The organism is Brachybacterium sp. 107 (assembly GCF_052379725.1).
Taxonomy (GTDB): Bacteria; Actinomycetota; Actinomycetes; order Actinomycetales; family Dermabacteraceae; genus Brachybacterium.
Window position 1 is genome coordinate 1 of record NZ_JBQSYW010000009.1, and the last position, 19722, is coordinate 19722.

Below are 19722 nucleotides of genomic sequence, written 5' to 3' on the forward strand. Positions count from 1 at the left end.
CGCGGCAGTCCCATGGCCGAGGCCGGGACGTTCAAGATCTCCGACGGCGTGAAGCTCTTCAAGATCCCCACCATCTCCCTCATGGCCGGCATGGTCGTGCTCGTCACGAGCCTCGTGCTGCTCGCCTTCTACCCGAACTTCCTGGTCGTCGAACGGGGGGTCAGCGTCTTCGAGACCACCCTGACCATGTCCTGCTTCTCGATCGGCGCAGTGTTCTCCGCCTTCCTCGGCGGCCGCCTGGCGGACCTGTTCGTGCGGAAGTTCGGCGAGAAGGGCCGCATCATGCTGATGCAGATCTACCTGGTCTCGTTCGCCGCGACCGTCGCGATCGTGACCCAGCTCCCCTACGAGGGCTTCGGCGCCGCGGCCCCGATCACCTTCCTGCTGGGCCTGGTGTTCTCGATCGGCTTCTCCGGCTGCGTGCTGCCGATGGTCTCCAACGTGGTGCCCACCCAGCTCAGTGCCACCGCCTTCGCGATGCTGTTCTCGCTCATCCAGGGCGGCGTCACCGCCCTCATGTCCCTGGGGCTCGGCTTCGTCGCCGAGGCCTTCAGCAGCCAGACGATGTTCCTGTGGTTCGTCGTCGTGCCGTACCTGCTCAACGCCCTGTACTGGATGCTGTTCTACAAGGTGTACCCCCGGGACGTGGAGCGCCAGCAGGAGCGCAGCGACCAGGTGGCCGCCGGCACCTTCTGAATCGGCACCTTCTGGGCCGACATCGGCGCGGACGTCCTGCGGGGGAACCCGCGGAGGTCCGCGCCGATCTGCGTCCGGCCTGACCCAGCCGACCTCATCCAACCGGTCTCTGCTGCCCGGCCTCGACTATGAGGTGGATGGCGTCTCACGGGCGGCCCGCGCGGAGGCGACGTCGTCCACGATGACGGCGATGTGCAGCATGCTCGCGATCAGGGAGCCGTAGAGCGGCCAGGAGCGCCGCGGCAGCTCGGTGTTGTCGGCCAGGTCGAGGGCGAGGCCCGAAAGCCGGTCGGCGATCGGCTCCACCTCCGCATCGGGATCCGCGATCGACCGGCCCGCATCGCGGACGATCGCGACCCAGCGCTGACGGAAGCGGTCGTCCCATTCACCCTCGGCGTAGGCGCCCTCGCGGAGCGTGCGCGACAGGTGCCGGAGGTGCGAGATCCCTTCCTCGACCCGGGCCAGGATCTCCTCGTAGGAGGCCTCCTCGGCATCATCCGCCGGGGTGCCGCGGTGACGGCGGAGGAGGGCACCCGCGCGCCGGGTGCGGGGGTTCCCCCGTTCGCTCTCGCGGGCGAAGTGCACCTCCTGCCAGGCGCTGGCGAGCTCCCGGGACATCGACCGGGTCTCCTCGACCCAGGCGTCGGCCCGCTCGGTGTCCCAGGCGGTGGCGAACTCGTCGGCCATGTCGACCAGCACGCCGCCCATCCGGCGGTTGATGCTGTCCACGTAGCGCGCCGCCTGCTTCTCCCGCAGCGGCGGGATGATCAGCAGGTTCACGGCGATCCCCACGGCGACGCCGAGCCCGATCTCCAGGATCCGGTCCAGCAGCAGCGGCTGCTGCTGCCCGAAGCCCGCGCCCAGCACGAAGATCGCGGTGGTCGCGATCGCGACCCCTTCGTCCCGGATCCACGGCACCAGCGCCAGGACCATCCCGACGGCCAGGGCGAGCGCGAAGGTGCCGACGCTGACCCCGAGCCAGGCGCCGATCACGAAGGACAGCGCGACGCCGAGGATCGAGGCGACCAGGGTCTGCAGGCCGCGGGAGACGGATCGGTACACCGTGAGATGCACCGTGAGCAGGGCGGTCCACGGGGCCAGGAAGGGCATCTGGGAGTCGAGCACGTCCCGCGACAGCCACCAGGCGACGGTGCCCGCGATCACCGCCTTGGCGATCTGCAGCCAGCCGGTGACCGCCTCGGGCTGCACCGCGGCGGCCCACAGCTTCTGCGCACGATCCTGCAGGGTGTCGACCATCCGTCGACGGTCTCACACCTCGCGGGCGGTGAGCTCCTCGGGCGGCGCCTCGGTCTCGAGATGCCGGGCCATCGCCCGGAGGAACTCGATGGCGGCCGGCCGGGCCGACGGCGGCACCAGGTGGGCGATCTCGAGCATCCGCTCGTGCATCCCACCGAGTCGCTCACGGACCTGGGTATGGGCGTGGTCCGTGGCCACGGCGATGCGGGAGCGGCCGTCCCGAGGGTGAGGCACGCGCTCGAGGTGGCCGGACTCGGTGAGCCGATCCAGCAGCTTCGAGGTCGACGCCCCCGAGATCCCCAGGTTCCGCGCGAGCGCCTGCGGGGTCGCGGGATCCTCCCCGAGCTCGTGCGCGATCACGTAGCGGAGCGCGGAGAGGTCCGTGGTGTTCATCTCCATGCCGGCGCTCATGCGCCGACGCAGCTCGTGATCGGCCGCGCGGAATCCTCGCAGGGCCGACAGGAGGTCAACAGCCGAATCGCCGCCGTCGTACCAGTACGAACCGCCCGAGCTCCCGCTCGTCTCCCCCGCGCTCTCGACCATCCTCCGATGTTACCGTTAAACTACCTAGATTGGCTAAGGACATGACGGTGGGCCTGGGCCACACACTATTGAGGAGGCGGCATGACCGAGACTGCACAGGGGATCGGTGTCGAGGTGTCTTCCGCACCTCAGGACCACGTGATCCTGATGGATGAGAACCGCACTCCGCTGGGCCTCGCCGCACGCGCCACCGTCCACACCGCCACGACGCAGCTCCATCTCGCGTTCTCCTGCCACGTGGTGCGCGCGGACGGCCAGGTGCTGGTCACCCGCCGTGCCCTGACCAAGCGCACCTGGCCCGGAGTCTGGACCAACTCCTTCTGCGGGCATCCGCGCCAGGGCGAGTCCTTCGCCGCTGCCGTCGCCCGCCACGCAACCCACGAGCTGGGCCTGGAGGTGCGCGGGGTGCGCGAAGCACTGCCGGACTTCCGCTATCGCGCAGTTGACGCCTCCGGAGTGGTGGAGAACGAGATCTGCCCCGTCTTCATCGCCGACGCCGTCGGCGAGCCCACGCCGAATCCCGCAGAGGTCATGGACCTGCACTGGGTCGCCCCCGGAGAGATCGCCGCACTCGTGGACCTCGCGCCCTGGACCCTGAGCCCGTGGATGGTCTCCCAGGTCCCCGATCTGCGTGGACGCCTCGTCCCGTCGGCCGCACAGACGCCGGGCCCCGCCGCCGCCCCCGCCCCCGCACCCGCACCCGCACCCGCGAGCAGGTCATGAGCGCCCACGACCACGGCGCCGTGGACCGGGAGATCGCGCGCCTGCTCTCGCGCGGCGTCACCTCCTCGAGCCCGGAGCACCGCGACCTGTGGGATGCCTTCGCCCGCGCCGCCGACGGGGGGAAGCGGTTCCGACCCGCGCTGCTCACGGCCACGCACGGCGCCCTCGGCGGTGGGCGTGAGGTGGCTGCGGTCCAGGTCGCCGCCGCCCTCGAGCTGCTGCACACCGCCTTCGTCGTCCAGGACGACGTGATCGACGGCGATCCGACGCGACGCGGCGTGCCCAGCCTTCCCGGCAGCTTCGCGCAGGACGTCCAGCAGCGCGGGGCCTCCCTCGCCGCTGCCCAGCGCTACGGCGAGGCGGCCGGCATCCTCGCCGGCGATCTCGGCCTGCTCGCGGCGTTCCGGGCGATCGCCCGCTGCGAAGCCCCTGCCCCCGTGGTCGACCGCCTGCTGGATCTCGTCGAGACCACCGTCCACGAGTCCGCTGTCGGCGAGCTCGCCGACGTGCGCCTGCAGCTGGACCTGCGATCCGAGCTGCACCCCGATCAGGCGGAGCAGTCGAGCGAGACGGCGCAGTCGAGCCAGACAGCGCAGTCCGCGGCGCTGAGGGACGCTCTGGCCGTCGCCGAGTTCAAGACCGCGGTCTACTCCTTCCAGTTCCCGCTCCACGCGGGCGCGCTGCTCGCCGACGCCGAGGACGCGACCCTCGCCGCCCTCGACGAGATCGGCAGCCTGCTCGGCATCGGCTTCCAGCTGTTCGACGACCTGCTGGGGCTGTTCGGCGACGAGCGCCGCACCGGCAAGAGCACGCTCGGCGACCTGCGCGAGGGCAAGCGCACCGTGCTCATCGCGCACGCGACCACCACCGCCCAGTGGCCTCAGCTCCAGCCGCTGCTGGGACGGCCGGACCTCGACGGCGAGGACGCCCGTCGCGCGCGCAGGCTGCTCACCGACAGCGGTTCCCGGGCATGGACGGAGGAGCTGGCCCGCTGGCACCTGGCCAGCGCCGTCTCCTCCGCGATCCGCCACCGGCTGCCGGCCGCCCTCGTGCACGCCCTGAGCACCGCGACCGAGGAGATCCTGCGCACCGCCGATCTCCTGCTCTCCTCGCAGCCGTCGTCGGCCCCGGGCCGGGAAGCGGACCCGGCAGAATCCTTGCCAGCCCCTCGCCCCGACGGGGACACTTCGCCTCATCGCGGCGCCGCGTACCGAGACCCCACCCGTGCAGCCCCCGCGCACCGCAGCCCGGCGACGACAGGATCCTCCTCATGAGCACTGCAGATGGCAGCACTTCAGAAGGCATCACCCCCGCCGGCAGCACCGGCTCCGGACCCGACGCCCCGCTGGTCCTCGTCACCGGCGCCACCGGCTACATCGGCGGCCGGGTGATCCCCGAGCTGCTCCGCGCCGGCCTGCGGGTGCGCGCGATGGCCCGGCACGCCGACCGGCTCGACGGGCGCCCCTGGCGGGACGACGTCGAGGTGGTCGAGGCGGACGTCATGGATGCCGCGACGCTGGCCGACGCGTTGGACGGCGTCGACGTCGCCTACTACCTGATCCACGCCATGGGCGGCGGCAAGGGATTCGCCGACCACGACCGCACCGGGGTGCAGAACTTCGCGGACGCCGCGGCACGGTCCGGGGTGCGACGCATCGTCTACCTCGGCGGCATCCATCCCGAGGATGAGGAGCTCTCCCCGCACATGGCCTCCCGGAAGGAGGTCGGGGACGTGCTCCTGGCCGGCGAGGTCCCTGCCGTGGTGCTGCGCGCCGCGGTGATCCTCGGCTCCGGCAGCGCCTCCTTCGAGGTGATGAGCCACCTCGCCGAGCGTCTCCCGGTGATGATCGCGCCGCGCTGGGTCCACAACCGCATCCAGCCGATCGCCGTGCGCGACGTGCTCCACTACCTCGTCGGCGCAGCCCGGCTCGAGGGCGCACCGAACCGCACCTTCGACGTCGGCGGACCCGACGTGCTCACCTACGCCGGCCTGCTGCGGGCCTATGCGCGGGTCGCCGGGCTGCGACCGCGCCGGATCCAGGCGGTCCCCGTGCTCACCCCGCGCCTGGCGAGCCACTGGATCGGCCTGGTCACGCCGGTCCCCACCGGGATCGCCCGTCCGCTGGTCGAGTCGCTGATCCACGAGTCCGTCGCGGCGGAGTCCGACCTCCGTAGGCTCATCCCCGACCCCGAGGGAGGGCTCACCGGGGTGGACCGTGCCATCTCCCTCGCCCTGACCCGGATCCACGAGCTCGACGTGAGCACCGCCTGGCACTCCGCAGCACCGGCCGGGGCACCGTCGGCCCCGCTGCCCGAGGACCCGCAGTGGGCCGGCGGCATCGTCCGGGGCGACGAACGCAGCCGGCGCGTCGCGGCGACCGCGGAGACCCTGTGGTCCGTCGTCGAGGGCATCGGCGGCGCGAACGGCTGGTACTCCTGGCGTCTCGGCTGGGTCGCCCGCGGGCTGATGGATCGGATCGTCGGCGGTCCGGGACTGCGCCGCGGTCGCCGTCATCCGCAGCGCCTCTCGGTGGGCGATGCCCTGGACTGGTGGCGGGTGGAACGGCTCGAGTCGGGCCGTCTGCTGCGCCTGCGCGCCGAGATGCGGGTCCCGGGTGAGGCCTGGCTCGAGCTGCGGGTCGAGGCCGAGGCCGACGGCGGCTCGCGCCTGCACCAGCGCGCCATCTACCACCCGCGCGGCCTGCTCGGGGACGCGTACTGGTGGGCCGTCTGGCCCTTCCACGGCATCGTCTTCGGCGGTATGCAGCGCAACATCGCCCGCGCCGCCGAGGGCGCCACCACGAGTGCTCCCACCGCCCGCCCCCGCTTGACCGGTTCTGACCCGACCGATTCCGGCTCGACCGGTTCCGGCACGACCTTCCCCCGCACCTCCCGTCGACCCGATCAGGAGTCCAGCTCATGACGATCCTCCGCCGCGGGGCCGTGACCCTCGCCTTCCTGGCCGCCATGGTCGGAACCGCCATCGGCGTGGGTGCCTTCGGAGGAGATCCGATCGCCGAGGCCGCGGGCGGACTGCTCGCCGCGGACTCCACCCATCTCGCCCCGGCCTCCTCGGCGTTCTCGATCTGGTCGCTGATCTACCTGGGCCTCGGGGCCTACACCCTGTGGCAGTGGTGGGACGCCCGCGACGAGCGCGGGATCGCCGTCCCGGCCATCGCCTCGCTGCTGCTCAACGCCGCCTGGATCCTCACGATCCAGGCCGGCTGGGTGTGGGTCAGCGTGCCGGTGATCGCCGTGCTGCTGGGCGTGCTGGCCCTGCTGTTCCACCGGATCACGGTGCACCCGGCCCGCAGCGCCCTCGAGCGGGTCGTCGTCGACGGCACCTTCGGCCTGTATCTCGGCTGGGTGAGCGTCGCGACCTGCGCGAACATCGCCGCGGCGCTGAAGGGTGCCGGCTTCCTGGGCTTCGGGGTCCCGGAGGTGATCGCCGTCGTGGTGCTCGCGGTCGTCGCCGCGCTCGGCATCGCCCTCACGGTGGCGGGGCGGCGCCCGATCGCCGCACCGGCCGCGATGGTCTGGGGCCTGGCCTGGATCGCCGTGGGCCGTGCCGCCGACGCCCCGCACTCCCCCGTCGTCGCGATCGCCGCCGCCACCGCGGCCCTCGTGATCACGATCGCCGCGGCCACTGGATGGCTGCGCGGCCGACGGGCACCGGACGGGGCTGTGCGATGAGCACCCTGCGCCCGCCCGAAGGGCCCGGCGCCCACTACGACCGGGTCGCGCAGCGCAGCGCGCGCACCGTCATCGCGGGCTACTCGACCTCGTTCGGCTGGGCCGTGCGGCTCCTGGAGGAACCGGTGCGCACGCATGTGCGCAGCATCTATGCGCTGGTGCGCGTGGCCGACGAGACGGTGGACGACCCCGACCCGCTCCTGCCGGACACGCTCCGTGCCCAGATGCTCGACGACCTCGCCGCCGAGACGGCGCGGGCGGTGCAGCGGGGCCGTTCCACCAACCTCGTGGTGCAGGCCTTCGCGATCACCGCCCGCCGCTACGGCATCGGGCCCGAGCTGCTCGACCCGTTCTTCGCCTCGATGCGCGCCGACCTGTCCGTCACCGAGCACGACCCGGCGAGCCTGCAGGAGTACGTGCACGGCAGTGCCGAAGTGGTCGGGCTGATGTGCCTGCGGGTCTTCGTCGCCGGGGACGATGCCGCCTATGCGCGGCTGCGGGAGCCTGCGCAGAGCCTGGGCGCCGCGTTCCAGAAGGTCAACTTCCTGCGCGACCTCGCAGAGGATCACGACCAGCTGGGCCGCACCTACTTCCCGGGCCTGGACCCCGCACACTTCTCCGACGCGCACCGCGACCAGCTGCTCGACGACATCGACGCGGATCTCGATCGCGCCGCCGCCGCGATCCCCCACCTGCCCGGCGGCAGCCGTCGGGCCGTGGCCGCCGCGCACGGCCTGTACAGCGCGCTGTCCCGCCGGCTGCGGGCCACCCCCGCCGCGGAGATCCGCCGCACCCGGGTGCGGGTCCCCGATCATGAGAAGGCGCAGATCCTCGTGCGCGTCCTGCTGAGCAGGCGCGCATGAGCACCTCCGATCCTCGCCCCTCCAGGCCCCGCACCACCGATCCCCGCGCCTCCATCGCCAGCGCTTCCAACCCCCGCACCGCGGTCGTCATCGGCGGCGGGATCTCCGGACTCGCGACCGCCGCCCTGCTGGCCCGCGACGGCTACCAGGTGGACCTGGTCGAGGCGCGCGAGGAGCTCGGCGGCCGCGCCGGCTCGTGGGAGCGCGACGGCTTCCGCTTCGACACCGGCCCCTCCTGGTACCTGATGCCCGAGGTCTTCGACCACTTCCTCCGCCTCCTCGGCACATCGTCCGCCGAGCAGCTGGACCTGCGCCCCCTGGACCCGGGCTACCGCGTGCTCTTCGAGGGATACGAGGAGCCGCTGGACATCCACGCCTCCGCCGCCCGCAATGCCGACGCCTTCGAGGAGATCGAACCCGGCGCGGGACGCCGGCTCGCGGAGTACCTCGACTCCGCCGGGAACACCTACGACCTGGCGCTGAAGCACTTCCTGTATACGTCCTTCACCTCGCTGCGAGGATTCCTGGACCCTGCCGTGATCACCCGGGCACCCCGGCTGCTGGCACTGCTCGCCGAGCCCCTCGAACGGTTCGTCGCACGGCGCTTCCGGGATCCGCGGCTGCGCCAGGTGCTCGGCTATCCGGCGGTGTTCCTCGGCTCCTCGCCGGACCGCACCCCGAGCATGTACCACCTGATGAGCGCCCTGGACCTGACGGGTGGCGTCCAGTACCCGCAGGGTGGCTTCGCTCGCCTGATCGATGCAATCGTCGGCCTCGCCGAACGCGAGGGCGTGCGCCTGCACACCGGCACGCGCGCCACACGGATCCTCACCGCCCCGAGCGCCAAGGGACGCGGCACACGGGCGCGGAAGCCCGAGGTGCAGGGAGTCGAGGTGCGGACGGCCGACGGGGACCACCGCGTCCTCCACGCCGACGTCGTCGTCGCCACCGCGGACCTCCATCACGTCGAGACCACCCTGCTGCCGCGCCCGCTGCAGACCTATCCGGAGTCGTGGTGGCGGCGGCGCACGAGCGGACCCGGCGCGGTGCTGGTGCTGCTCGGCGTGCGGGGCGAGCTTCCGCAGCTGCAGCACCACACCCTGCTCTTCACCCGCGACTGGCACGAGAACTTCGGGGCGATCCGCGAGGGACGCGTCCCGTCCCCGGCCTCGTCGTACGTGTGCCGGCCCTCGGCGACCGATCCGTCGGTCGCGCCACCCGGACACGAGAACCTGTTCGTGCTGGTCCCCGTGCCGTCGGACCCGTCGCTGGGTCACGGCGGCGTGGACGGGAGCGGTTCCCCCGCCGTCGAGCGCATCGCCGACGAGGCGATCGCGCGGATCGCCGAGCAGGCCGGGATCCCCGACCTCACCGAGCGCATCGTGGTGCGCCGCACGGTCGGTCCGGCCGAGTTCGCCGAGGATCTCGGGGCCTGGCAGGGCAGCATGCTCGGCCCGGCGCACACCCTGCGCCAGAGCGCCTTCTTCCGCGCCGGCAACGCCTCCCGCCACGTGTCCGGGCTGTTCTACGCGGGCTCCAGCACGCTGCCCGGCATCGGCCTGCCGATGTGCCTGATCAGCGCGGAGCTCGTGGCCAAGAGGCTGCGGGGAGACCGCTCCTCCGCGCCGCTGCCCGAACCGCCGGCGGGATCCCGCGCGCCCGGCGAGGCCGGCACTCGGACGACGACGGCCGCGAGCACCGGGGTCGACGCCTGATGGCCGGGCTGTACCTCGCCGTGCTGCTGGTCCCCACCGGATGCATCGTGCTGCTGGATCATCGCTTCCGCCTCGTCCTGTGGCGGACGCCGAAGCGCGCTGCCCGAACCCTCGTGCTCACCCTCGCGATCGGGATCGTCTTCTTCCTGCTCTGGGATCTCGCCGCGATCGCCTCCGGTCACTACCGGACCGGTCAGAGCCCGGCGATGACCGGCATCGAGCTCCTGCCCGATCTGCCCCTCGAGGAGCTCGTGTTCGTCAGCTTCCTCGCCTACACGACGCTCGTGCTGTGGGGCCTGCTCGCCCGTGCGATGCCCCGGAGGAGAGAGCGCCGGAGGAGGGCGGCATGACCTACGCCCTGCTCGCCGCCCTCTTCCTCCTGCCCCCGGTGCTGGTGACGGCGCTCGCCGCCGTGGTGCGTCGGCCCGGACCACGCTGGTGGGCGGTGACCGCCGGGACCGTCGTCGGGCTGCTGCTCCTCACGATCGTGTTCGACACCGCGATGATCGCGGCGGACCTGTTCCGGTACGACGAGTCCCAGCTGAGCGGGCTGCGGATCGCGCTGGTGCCGGTGGAGGACCTCGCCTGGCCGATCGCCGCCGGACTGCTGCTGCCCTCACTCGCCCTGCTGCTGAACCCCCAGGAGAAGGACCGATGACCACGACCACCGGCGCGCCCGGCGCCGTCCGCCAGGTGGTGGGCTCCTCCCGCCCGCTGAGCTGGATCAACACCGCCTACCCCTTCGCAGCGGCATACCTGCTGGCCGGCGGCGGCATCACCCTCACGCTCGTGCTCGGCACGGTGTTCTTCCTCGTGCCGTACAACCTGCTCATGTACGGGATCAACGATGTCTTCGACCACGAATCGGACCTGCGCAACCCGCGCAAGGGCGGCGTCGAGGGGATCGTGCTGGACAGCCGCTGGCACACGCTCACACTGTGGTCCGCCGGGCTGCTCGCCCTGCCCTTCGTGATCGCGCTCCTGCTGCTCGGCTCGCTGACCTCCGCCCTCGTGCTCATGGTCGTGCTGGCGGCAGTGATCGGATACTCCGCGCCGGGGCTGCGCCTCAAGGAGCGTCCGGTGCTGGACTCGCTCACCTCGTCGACGCATTTCGTCGGCCCCGCCGCCGTGGGCCTGGCCCTGTCCGGCGCACCGCTCACACTCGCCGCCCTCGCGGCGCTGGCCGCGTTCTTCCTGTGGGGCATGGCCTCGCACGCCTTCGGCGCCGTGCAGGACATCGTGCCCGACCGGGAGGCCGGGATCGGATCGATCGCCACCGTGCTCGGGGCACGCACGACGGTTCGCCTCTCGCTGGCCCTGTACGCCGCCGCCGGGCTCCTCATGCTCGTCGCCGGATGGCCCGCACTGCTGGCAGGACTCCTGGTCATCCCTTACATCGCGAGCATCTGGCCGTACCGTTCGCTGTCCGACGAGCACGGCGACCGCGCCCGTCCCGGCTGGCGGCGGTTCCTGGCCCTGAACCTGCTGACCGGGTTCCTGCTCACCCAGCTGCTGATCTGGATCGCCCTGCGCAGCTGACCTCGCTCACCACTGCTCGTTCCCACCGCTCCCCACCCCTCCCGACCCCGGCCCTCGACCCTCGACCCTCCACCTTCGACCCTCGACCGATCGGTCCACACCGATATCGAACCGCCCCGACGCACCAGGCACGCACGTGGACCGGTGCCGGGCTCGGTCGCGCCCTCACGCAGCCCGCCGCCTCTCCACGACCCGTTGTGCCCCGGATCACGCACCGAGAGAATGAAGCATGACGGTCACCCTGAGGTCCTTGGAACTGGCAGTACCCGGCACGGAGCTCGCCCAGCAGGAGCTGCGCGACGTCTTCCTCGCCCAGCCCGGCCTGAGCCGGCTCGGCACCCGGCTGGTCAGCTCGGCCTTCGACAACTCCGGGATCGAGCGACGCTATTCCGCGCTCACCGAATGGGGCGAGGACGCGGCGCATGAGGACCCGGTGTTCTTCGACGCCACCACCCACGCCTTCCTGAACCCGACCACCGGCGCCCGCAACCAGGTCTTCGCCCGGGAGGCCACCGAGCTCTACGTACGCACTGCGGCTGCGGCGTTGGAGGCCAGCGAGGGTCTCGGCGCGGCGGACGTCACCCACGTCATCACCGTCTCCTGCACCGGGTTCTTCGCCCCCGGTCCCGACTACCGCATCGTGCGCGCCCTGGGCCTGGATCCTTCCGTGCAGCGCTACCACCTGGGGTTCATGGGCTGCTATGCCGCGTTCCCGGCCCTGCGGCAGGCCCAGATCATCTGCCGCGCCGATCCGGAGGCGGTGGTGCTGGTCGTGACCGTCGAGCTGTGCACCCTGCACGTGCGCACCTCCAACGACCCGGACACCATCGTCGGCTCCTCGTTGTTCGCCGACGGCGCCGCGGCGGCCGTGGTCACCGGCCGCGATCTCCCCTCGCAGCGACCGGTCCTGACGCTGGACCACTTCGAGACGGTCCTGACGCCGGTCGGCGAGGAGGCCATGGCCTGGAACATCGGCGACCACGGTTTCGAGATGGTGCTGGGCACCTACGTCCCTCACATCATCGACGAGCACATCACCGGCGCGCTGGCCCCTCTGCTCGCGCACGATCCCTCCCTCGCGCAGCGCGACTACGCCGAGATCGAGCACTGGGCGATCCATCCGGGCGGCCGCAGCATCCTGGACAAGGTCGAGGCCCGGCTGGACTTGAGCGCCGAGCAGCTGGTCCCGGCCCGTGACACCCTGCGCGACTACGGGAACATGAGCAGCGCGACCGTGATGTTCGTGCTCAAGCACATCCTCGAGGGCGGGTCGGCCGTCGCCGAGGAGCGGGTCTGCGCGATGGCGTTCGGGCCGGGCCTCACCGTCGAATCTGCGCTGATGACCCGGGTCCCGGGCAGCCCCGCCTCACCGCGGCTCTCGCCCGCCGCCGCCCGGATCGCGCCGGTCGGGCCGGTCACGCCGGTCGGGCCGACGGGGACCTGATGATCCCTCCCCCGCTGCGCCACCGGGCGCGGAGCCTCACCGAGCAGATGGACGCCGCGGACTGCGACCCGGAGATGCTGGATCGCACCTACGCCCGGTTCCGGATCGTCAACGCGCTGGTCGCCGGCTGGCGCACGACCTACACCCGTCACCTGCGTCCGGTGCTGTCCCGAGATCGACCCACCACCGTGCTCGACATCGGCTCCGGCGGCGGGGACCTCTCCCGCGGTCTGGTCCGGTGGGCGCGGCGCGACGGGTTCGACGTGCGCGTCACCGGCATCGATCCCGATCCTCGGGCGCATGCGTGGGCGAGGCGTCGGCCCCCGGTTCCCGGCGCGAGCTTCCGCCGGGCGACCAGCCGCGAGCTCGTCGGCGAGGGTCGCACGTTCGACCTCGTGATCTCCAACCACCTGCTCCATCATCTCGACGACGAGCAGCTCTCCGATCTGCTCGTCGACTCCCAGCGGCTCGCCCGGGTCCGCGCGGTGCACAGCGACATCCGGCGCAGCCGCTGGGGCTATCTGCTGTTCGCCGCCGGCACCGCGGCCCTCCACCCCGTCTTCCGGACGTCGTTCATCCGGGAGGACGGGCTGACCTCGATCCGCCGCAGCTACACCGTCCCGGAACTGCGCGCCGTGGTCCCGCCCGTGTGGCGCGTGACCGAGCAGGCCCCGTCGCGGATCCTCCTCCACCACGACGCCGACCTCCTCCACGACCCCGATGCTGATCCAGCACGTCTCAGCTGGGCCGACCGCCTGCCCGACCCAGATCACCTCGGCCCGTCGTGACCAGCACGTCCGCGAGCCACCCTGCGGGCACGGCCGATCCCGTCGACGTTCCCGATCCATCGGCCCGAACCTGCGATGTGCTCGTCGTCGGAGGCGGGCCCGCCGGCCTCCTGCTCGCGATCCTGCTGCAGCAGAGGGGTGTGGACGCCGTGGTCCTGGAGCGTCGGTGGCAGCTCAGCACCCACTCCCGCGCCATCGGCCTGCACCCGCCGGCGCTGGCCGCGCTGACGGCTGTCGGCCTCGACGCGGCGGCCATCGCCCGAGGTGCACCGATCCTTCGCGGAGCCGCCCGCAGCAGGGACCGCCACCTGGGGTCTCTGAGCTTCGAGCTGTCCTGTCCGGAGCGTCCTTACGTGCTCGCGCTGCCCCAGAGCGTCACCGAAGAGATGCTCACCCAGCGCCTGACCCAGTTGGCTCCCGCGGCACTTCACCGCGGTATCGACGTCGTCGCGATCCAGGATCGCGGAGCGGACGTCCAGGTGACAGCCCGGAGAACCCCACGGGAGGACGGGCAGGGAACGGCGCCCGACGGGGCCGGCACCCCAGCGGGTTCGGCCAGCCCCGCAGCGGGTTCGGCCGGCACCGACCCGGGACCCACGACGTGGCGCGCCCGAGTGGTGGTGGGCGCCGACGGGGCGCGCAGCACGGTGCGCGAGCTCGCCGGGATCCGCACGGACCTGCGCATCTACCCCGACACGTACCTCATGGGCGACGTCGCCGACTCTGACGACGCCCGGCGCACCGCGGCATCGCACGCCGCACGGCCCGCGACGATCCATCTCCACCCCGGCGGCGTGGTCGAGTCCTTCCCGCTGCCGGGCAGCGGACGCCGCTGGGTGGCACACACCGGGACCGCCCCGACGGCGTCGGACCCCGACGACCTCGCCGCCATCGTCCGCCGCCGCACCGGAGCCCGGATCGACCCGGCGACCACCACGATGATCAGCGCGTTCACGGTGCAGCGGCGGACGGCCCGGACCATGCTGCGCGGCCGCCAGGTGCTGATCGGGGACGCCGCCCACGAGATCAGCCCCATCGGCGGCCAGGGCATCACCCTGGGCTGGCTCGACGCCCTCGCGCTGGCACCCCTGCTCGAGCAGGTCATCACCCGCGATCTCCGCCACCCGTTGCCCACCATGCCGCTGCTGCAGCGATTCGACCGCGACCGGAGACTCGCAGCACGCACCGCCGGACTCCTGGCAGAGCTGAACATGGTCCTCGGGCGACCTCGATCAACCCTGGTCGCGGGCGTGCGGGACGCCGGGATCCGGGCGGTGCTGCGCACCCCGCTCCGGCATCGGATGGCCTGGGCGTACTCCATGGGCTGGGCCACGCTCGATCGTTCGTGAACGGCCTCGACGACCGCCGTGCGACGCCGTCCCCGCAGACCTGGGACCTATCATGTGGCCATCCAGCGACCTGCCGACCTGCCGACCTGCGGTGACCTCCGCGCTGGAGAGCATTCCCAGCGTCCCACCCACAGACCGGAAGCAGCCATGTCGCGGAAATCGACTCGTCCGACCGTCGCCACCATCGCGCGCGACCTCGGCATCTCTCCCGCGACGGTGAGCTATGCCCTCAACGACAAGCCGGGGGTGAGCGCTGCGATGCGCGAACGTGTTCTCGTGCGCGCCCATGAGGTGGGGTGGACCCCGCACTCGGGCGCCCAGGCCCTGCGCCGCGGCCGCAGCGGGAACGTCGGGCTCGTGCTGATCCGGGATCCGCAGGAGGTCTCGAGGGAGCCCTTCTACTCCTCGGTGACCGCCGGGATCGAGTCCGCCACCTCGGCGCACGGCTACGAGCTGCTGATCCGTTTCGTGCAGGGAGGCGCCGACGCGGAGTCCGACGTGTTCCGCACCTGGGCCCATCAGCGTCGCGTCGACGGCGTCGTCCTGCTGGACATCGCCGAGGACGACCATCGCCCCGCTGTGCTCGAGTCGCTGAACATGGACTTCTCGGTGCTTGGCCACTACACCGGCCCGGAGTCCTTCGCGAAGGTGATGACCGCGGAGGCCGACGACGCACGCACCGTCGTGGAGCACATCGTCGAGCGCGGCTACGACGGCTGCATCCAGCTCACCGGCCCCGAGCAGTTCGCCCACGAGCGCAGCCGCCTGGAGCTGCTGCGCTCGCTGTGCCAGGAGCACGGGATCCCGCACGTCCACGCCTCGGGCCCCTACACGATCGACGCCGGGCTCGCCGCTTTCGAGGCCTCCGACCTGCAGCTCAGCAGCCGGCCGGCGGTGGTCGCCTCGAGCGACCTGCTCGCGATCGGCGCGCTCCGCGGAGCTCTGCGTCGGGGCATCGCGGTGCCCGAGCAGCTCGGCCTGGTCAGCTGGGACGACTCGCTGATCGCCGAGCTGACCGTCCCCGCGGTCACGGCACTGGCCCGCAGGCCCTTCGAGATGGGCCATCATGCCGGTGACCTGCTGGTGCGCCAGATCGAGGGCGCCGAGCCGCCGTGCACCGTGCTGGAGGTCGAGCCCGCCTCACTGATCGGCCGCGAGTCCACCGGCGCCCTCTGACCCGCCCGGGCTGCCACACCCTGCCCACCCCTGTCCCGGCCCGCCTTGCTGCGGCCTGCACACCCCTGTCCCGGCCCGCCTTGCCGCGGCCTGCACACCCCGGTCCCAACCCCACTGCTCTGCCAGGCCCTGTCCGGTCCGGACCCGCACTGCTCTGGCCTGCATACCCCGGCCTGAACCTGCACTGCACTGCTCTGCCAGGCCCTGCCTGGTCCCGACTCGCCCTGCTCCGGCCTGCACAGCCACGCTGTGCCGTACCGTCCGGCCGCGTACCCACCGGCGGGAGGTGTGCAGGCTGAGGCATATTCGCCCTCGCTGCACACCACAAGCCAGTCGATACGCCACAACGACGCCCGCTGCACACCACAAGCCAGTGGATACGTCACACCGTCTCCCGCTGCACACCTCAGGCCGGTGGACACGTCACGACGGCACGCGCTGAACACCCCAGGCCGGTGGACACCCCACGACGACACCCGCTGCGCATCCCGCGCAACCCCGAGGCACGGCCGCCGTCACCGCACCCCGCACCGCCTCTCCGAGCGCTCGGCTCGATCCGTGATCGCACCGTGACACTCCCCCGTTGACACCCGCCGCACCATCGGGCAATACCCACCGAATCGATTAAGTTCGAATCGATTAAGCAGTTCTGTCGCGCGGCCCTCCCGGGCCTGCGCCTCCCCGTTCCTGCAACGGCGACCGATGACGGTTCGCCAAGGAGTTCTCCGATGCGACGACGCACACTTCTGACCTCGATCCCCCTCGCCGCCGCCGGCGCCGCCGGTCTGGCCGCCTGCGGCTCCGGGTCCGGCGGCTCGAACGACAGCCCGGACAAGCTCACCTACTGGGCCTCCAACCAGGGCACCAGCGTCGAGAACGACAAGGAGGTGCTCACCCCGGTCCTCGAGAAGTTCACCGAGGAGACCGGCATCGCCGTGGACCTCGAGGTCATCGGCTGGGCCGACCTCCAGACCCGCATCCAGACGGCCATCACCTCCGGCCAGGGCCCCGACGTGGTCAACATCGGCAACACCTGGGGCGTCAGCCTCCAGGCCACCGGCGGCCTGCTGGACCTGGGTGACGAGCAGTTCGAGGCGCTCGGCGGCCGGGATCGCTACGTGCCGGCGGCGCTCGCCACCGGCGGCGCGGTCGACACCGACCCCACCTCCATCCCGCTGTACGGCCTGGCCTACGGCATGTACTACAACGTGCAGATGTTCGAGGATGCCGGCATCGAGCCTCCCACCACCTGGGAGGAGATGGTCGAGGCCGCAAAGGCCCTGACCGATGCGGACAAGGGCGTCTACGGCATGTCCCTGGCCGCCGGCTCCTACACGGAGAACAACCACTTCGCGTTCATCAACGCCACCCAGAACGGTGCCGCGCTGAACACGAAGGACGGCAAGCCCTCCTTCACCGAGGACGGCGTGATCGACGGCATCATGCGCTACCTCGACCTCATGCAGGAGCACAAGGTCGTCAACCCCTCCAACGCGCAGTTCGACAACGGCACCAAGTCCGTCACCTCCTTCGCCAACGGCGAGGCGGCGATGATCATCAACCAGAACAACGCCAACGCCACGATCGAGTCGCAGGGCATGAAGCCCGAGCAGTTCAAGGCCGTCCCCTTCCCCGCTCCGGCGGACGCCGTGAGCGACTGCGCCTCGCATCTCGCGGGGATCAACCTCGCGATCATGAAGGACACCGAGAACGAGGAGGGCGCTCTGAAGTTCCTGAACTTCATGACGTCGGAGGAGACGCAGTCGGAGCTGGGCAAGCCCTTCGCCTCGCTGCCCGTGCTGGCCGACGGCAAGCCCACCTTCACCGATGACACCGAGCAGGCGGACATGTTCATGGAGATCTACGGCGAGCGCGCCGAGCCGCTGCCGCTGGTGCCGTGGGAGGACCAGTTCGAGACCTCCGTGGGCCAGGCCATGAACACCATGTTCGCGACCATCGCGACCGGCGGCACGGTCACCCGTGACGACGTCAAGACCGCCATGCAGACCGCGCAGGACTCGATCCGCGCCTGAGGGTCCGACCGGCCGACGGGGGCTCAGCCCCCGTCGGCCCTCGCATGCCCGCCTCGCATGCCCGCCACCTCGATGAGAAGAGCCCTATGACCAGCCAGCTCGCCCCGGAGAGCACCAAGCAGCCTCCGAAGCATCCCGATCGGCCGACGCCCCGGCGCCCTCGCCATCACCTGTTCCCGTACCTGATCATCGCGCCGGCCGTGCTGCTGGAGCTGCTGATCCACATCATCCCGATGGCCACCGGTTTCTGGATGAGCTTCATCGAGCTCACGAAGTTCTTCATCCGCCGCTGGACGGAGGCCCCCTTCGCGGGCCTGGAGAACTACCGGATCGCGGTGGATCTCAACACGCCCGTCGGCCAGGAGCTGCTGAACTCCTTCGTCGTGACGCTCGCGTTCACGGCCCTCGTGGTGGGACTCAGCTGGGGACTGGGCATGGCCGCCGCGGTCGCTCTGCAGCGGCCCTTCCGCGGCCGCGGCATCTTCCGCACGCTGTTCCTGATCCCCTACGCCCTGCCGCTGTATGCCGCGGTGATCACCTGGAACTTCATGCTCCAGCGGGACACCGGCGCCGTGAACCACGTGATCGTGGATCAGCTCGGGCTGGTCGACGGCGCCCCCTTCTGGCTGATCGGGAACAACGCCTTCATCTCCGTGGTGGTGGTCGCGATCTGGCGCATGTGGCCCTTCGCCTTCCTCATGTTCATGGCCGGCCTGCAGTCGGTCCCCGGCGAGCTCTACGAGGCCTCCGCGATGGACGGCGCCACTCCGCTGCGGCAGTGGCGCTCGGTCACCCTGCCGATGCTCGCACCGGTCAACCAGACCATGATGCTGGTGATGTTCCTGTGGGTGTTCAACGACTTCAACACCCCGTACGTGCTGTTCGGGACGGCTCAGCCCCCTGCCGGCGACCTCATCAGCTTCCACATCTACAACGCCTCGTTCCTGTCCTGGGACTTCGGGGTGGGCAGCGCGATGAGCGTCCTGCTGCTGCTGTTCCTGCTGGCGGTGTCGCTGGTGTACCTCTACTTCACCCAGTGGAAGAAGGAGAAGAACAATGCGTGAGACCGTCGGAGAGAAAGTCTTCCGCACCATCGTGCTCGTGGTCCTCACCGTGTTCGTCGCGGTGCCGCTGTACGTCATGGTCACCACTTCGCTGAAGCCGCTCGGCGATGTGCAGGCCGGGTTCTCGTGGATCCCCAGCACCCTCACCATCCAGCCGTTCATCGACATGTGGTCGACGGTGCCGCTGGCGAAGTACTTCATGAACTCGCTGATCGTCACCTCGGTCGCGACCCTGTTCAGCGTGGCCGTGGCGACCCTCGCCGCCTACGCCGTCTCACGCTGGCGCTTCCACGGCCGCGGCCCGTTCATGACCACGGTGCTGTCCACCCAGATGTTCCCCGGCGTGCTGTTCCTGCTGCCGCTGTACCTGATCTTCGTGAACATCGACGCGACCTTCGGGATCCCGCTGGTGGGCACCCGCATCGGCCTGATCATCACGTACCTGACGTTCTCGCTGCCCTTCGCGATCTGGATGCTGGTGGGCTACTTCGACGGCATCCCCCAGGAGCTCGACCAGGCCGGCAAGGTCGACGGTGCCAGCAACCTCACCATCCTGCTGCGCATCATCCTGCCCGCCGCACGGCCCGGCATCGTGGCCGTCGCGATCTACGCCTTCATGACGGCCTGGGGAGAAGTCCTGTTCGCCTCTGTCCTGACCACGGAGGACACCCGTACGCTCGCGGTGGGGCTGCGGCAGTACGCCACGCAGACCAACGTCTACTGGAACCAGGTCCTCGCCGCCTCGCTCGCGGTGTCGATCCCGGTGGTCGTCGGCTTCCTCATGATGCAGAAGAACTTCGTCGCCGGCCTCACCGCCGGCGCCGTGAAGTGACCCGCCC

The 19722-nt window shown here is 71.2% G+C and carries 19 protein-coding genes; 17 read left to right on the forward strand and 2 right to left on the reverse strand.

Annotated features, from left to right (window positions below; translation table 11 throughout):
• Positions 1–696, forward strand: a 696-nt coding sequence (locus ACT3UL_RS11190) for an MFS transporter (RefSeq protein ID WP_444578305.1), incomplete at its 5' end; no start/stop codon positions are given.
• 126 nt (positions 697–822) lie between these two features.
• Here ACT3UL_RS11190 and ACT3UL_RS11195 read toward each other — a convergent pair.
• Entirely contained in the window at positions 823–1953 is a 1131-nt protein-coding gene (locus ACT3UL_RS11195; RefSeq protein WP_444578306.1) for an FUSC family protein, read from the reverse strand.
• Positions 1954–1965: 12 nt separating this feature from the next.
• On the reverse strand, positions 1966–2496 hold the full coding sequence (locus tag ACT3UL_RS11200) for a MarR family winged helix-turn-helix transcriptional regulator (protein ID WP_444578307.1): 531 nt from the start codon (positions 2494–2496) through the stop codon (positions 1966–1968).
• A gap of 81 nt (positions 2497–2577) precedes the next feature.
• On the opposite strand from ACT3UL_RS11200, the gene idi reads away from it, so the two are divergent.
• The 16 genes from idi (at position 2578) to ACT3UL_RS11280 (ending at position 19715) form a co-directional block, all read left to right on the forward strand.
• The gene (idi, locus tag ACT3UL_RS11205; RefSeq protein ID WP_444578308.1) at positions 2578–3219 is read left to right on the forward strand and encodes an isopentenyl-diphosphate Delta-isomerase; all 642 of its coding nucleotides are present in this window, start codon (positions 2578–2580) and stop codon (positions 3217–3219) included.
• Positions 3216–4493 (forward strand): polyprenyl synthetase family protein, encoded by a 1278-nt coding sequence (locus tag ACT3UL_RS11210; RefSeq protein ID WP_444578309.1) that lies wholly within the window; start codon positions 3216–3218, stop codon positions 4491–4493. The genes idi and ACT3UL_RS11210 overlap by 4 nt, the downstream gene beginning before the upstream one ends.
• Positions 4490–6142: an SDR family oxidoreductase gene (locus ACT3UL_RS11215; protein WP_444578310.1), complete on the forward strand. Its 1653-nt coding sequence runs from the start codon at positions 4490–4492 to the stop codon at positions 6140–6142. The genes ACT3UL_RS11210 and ACT3UL_RS11215 overlap by 4 nt, the downstream gene beginning before the upstream one ends.
• Positions 6139–6912: a tryptophan-rich sensory protein gene (locus ACT3UL_RS11220; protein ID WP_444578311.1), complete on the forward strand. Its 774-nt coding sequence runs from the start codon at positions 6139–6141 to the stop codon at positions 6910–6912. The genes ACT3UL_RS11215 and ACT3UL_RS11220 overlap by 4 nt, the downstream gene beginning before the upstream one ends.
• Complete coding sequence (locus tag ACT3UL_RS11225; RefSeq protein WP_444578312.1) at positions 6909–7775, forward strand: phytoene/squalene synthase family protein; 867 nt, start codon at positions 6909–6911, stop codon at positions 7773–7775. The genes ACT3UL_RS11220 and ACT3UL_RS11225 overlap by 4 nt, the downstream gene beginning before the upstream one ends.
• Positions 7772–9490 (forward strand): phytoene desaturase family protein, encoded by a 1719-nt coding sequence (crtI, locus tag ACT3UL_RS11230; RefSeq protein WP_444578313.1) that lies wholly within the window; start codon positions 7772–7774, stop codon positions 9488–9490. Before ACT3UL_RS11225 ends, crtI begins: the two co-directional genes overlap by 4 nt.
• Positions 9490–9840 carry a lycopene cyclase domain-containing protein gene (locus ACT3UL_RS11235; RefSeq protein ID WP_441448214.1) on the forward strand — a complete coding sequence of 117 codons (351 nt, stop codon included), beginning with the start codon at positions 9490–9492 and terminating at the stop codon, positions 9838–9840. Before crtI ends, ACT3UL_RS11235 begins: the two co-directional genes overlap by 1 nt.
• The gene (locus ACT3UL_RS11240; protein ID WP_441448213.1) at positions 9837–10148 is read left to right on the forward strand and encodes a lycopene cyclase domain-containing protein; all 312 of its coding nucleotides are present in this window, start codon (positions 9837–9839) and stop codon (positions 10146–10148) included. The genes ACT3UL_RS11235 and ACT3UL_RS11240 overlap by 4 nt, the downstream gene beginning before the upstream one ends.
• Positions 10145–11029, forward strand: coding sequence for a prenyltransferase (locus ACT3UL_RS11245; RefSeq protein ID WP_441448212.1), 885 nt, complete (start codon positions 10145–10147; stop codon positions 11027–11029). The genes ACT3UL_RS11240 and ACT3UL_RS11245 overlap by 4 nt, the downstream gene beginning before the upstream one ends.
• 229 nt (positions 11030–11258) lie before the next feature.
• Positions 11259–12473, forward strand: a complete 1215-nt coding sequence (locus ACT3UL_RS11250) for a type III polyketide synthase (RefSeq protein ID WP_444578314.1) — start codon at positions 11259–11261, stop codon at positions 12471–12473.
• Positions 12473–13261: a class I SAM-dependent methyltransferase gene (locus tag ACT3UL_RS11255; RefSeq protein WP_441448210.1), complete on the forward strand. Its 789-nt coding sequence runs from the start codon at positions 12473–12475 to the stop codon at positions 13259–13261. The genes ACT3UL_RS11250 and ACT3UL_RS11255 overlap by 1 nt, the downstream gene beginning before the upstream one ends.
• Positions 13258–14610 (forward strand): FAD-dependent oxidoreductase, encoded by a 1353-nt coding sequence (locus ACT3UL_RS11260; protein ID WP_441448209.1) that lies wholly within the window; start codon positions 13258–13260, stop codon positions 14608–14610. The genes ACT3UL_RS11255 and ACT3UL_RS11260 overlap by 4 nt, the downstream gene beginning before the upstream one ends.
• 147 nt (positions 14611–14757) lie before the next feature.
• Entirely contained in the window at positions 14758–15786 is a 1029-nt protein-coding gene (locus ACT3UL_RS11265; protein WP_444578315.1) for a LacI family DNA-binding transcriptional regulator, read from the forward strand.
• Between the two features lie 728 nt (positions 15787–16514).
• Entirely contained in the window at positions 16515–17819 is a 1305-nt protein-coding gene (locus ACT3UL_RS11270; protein WP_444578316.1) for an ABC transporter substrate-binding protein, read from the forward strand.
• 86 nt (positions 17820–17905) lie between these two features.
• Positions 17906–18883, forward strand: coding sequence for a carbohydrate ABC transporter permease (locus tag ACT3UL_RS11275; RefSeq protein ID WP_441448206.1), 978 nt, complete (start codon positions 17906–17908; stop codon positions 18881–18883).
• A complete protein-coding gene (locus tag ACT3UL_RS11280) occupies positions 18876–19715 on the forward strand; it encodes a carbohydrate ABC transporter permease (RefSeq protein WP_441448205.1) in 840 nt (279 codons plus the stop codon). Before ACT3UL_RS11275 ends, ACT3UL_RS11280 begins: the two co-directional genes overlap by 8 nt.
• Positions 19716–19722: the final 7 nt, after the last annotated feature.